Below are 787 nucleotides of genomic sequence, written 5' to 3'. Positions count from 1 at the left end.
ATCAAGACAACTGCCAATTCCGCTACTTCTGCACATCTTTTTGCATTAGTTATTGGAACCTAAATCCAGCGCCTATTTCAAGACAACTGCCAATTCCGCTACTTCTGCATTTAAAGAATGGTGGCTATGCCCTGATTTGAACAGGGGACCCCATCATTATGAGTGATGTGCTCTAACCAGCTGAGCTACATAGCCATTGGCTGGAGTACCAGGATTTGAACCTGGGAATGGCGGGATCAAAACCCGCTGCCTTACCGCTTGGCGATACTCCAACGAAATTTCAAATCTAACCTAACTTGCTGAACCCAGGATTTGAATCTGGGGGGGATGAGTGAGGGATCAAAACCTCTCTCTTCTCTGCCTTACCGCTTGGCGATACTCCAACGAAATAAAATCTTTTTTAGTTCTGACTTAAAAGAACATGGTGCGGAAAGAGAGACTTGAACTCTCACACCCTAAGGTACTGGAACCTAAATCCAGCGCGTCTACCAATTCCGCCACTTCCGCATTGTTGGCTGGAGTACCAGGATTTGAACCTGGGAATGGCGGGATCAAAACCCGCTGCCTTACCGCTTGGCGATACTCCAACGAAAACTTGATTGTTTTAGTTCTAATCAAGAACATGGTGCGGAAAGAGAGACTTGAACTCTCACATCCGAAGATACTGGAACCTAAATCCAGCGCGTCTACCAATTCCGCCACTTCCGCACATCTTTTTGCATTAGTTATTGGAACCTAAATCCAGCGTCTACATCAAGACAACTGCCAATTCCGCCACTTCCGCACA

At 46.4% G+C, this 787-nt stretch carries 5 tRNA genes; all 5 read right to left on the bottom strand.

Annotation, left to right across the window (positions count from 1 at the left end):
- Positions 1–118 precede the first annotated feature (118 nt).
- Positions 119–195 (bottom strand) — tRNA-Met (locus CEX98_RS22410).
- Positions 196–197: 2 nt separating this feature from the next.
- A tRNA-Gln gene (locus tag CEX98_RS22405) sits at positions 198–272 on the bottom strand.
- 150 nt (positions 273–422) lie between these two features.
- Positions 423–507 (bottom strand) — tRNA-Leu (locus tag CEX98_RS22400).
- Positions 508–512: 5 nt separating this feature from the next.
- Positions 513–587, bottom strand: a tRNA-Gln gene (locus CEX98_RS22395).
- A gap of 36 nt (positions 588–623) precedes the next feature.
- A tRNA-Leu gene (locus CEX98_RS22390) sits at positions 624–708 on the bottom strand.
- Positions 709–787: the final 79 nt, after the last annotated feature.

The sequence above is a fragment of the Pseudoalteromonas piscicida genome, assembly GCF_002744175.1.
Lineage (GTDB): Bacteria > Pseudomonadota > Gammaproteobacteria > Enterobacterales > Alteromonadaceae > Pseudoalteromonas > Pseudoalteromonas piscicida_B.
The sequence above is the reverse complement of the archived record's forward strand: the minus strand, read 5'-3'. Positions and strand labels throughout refer to the sequence as shown.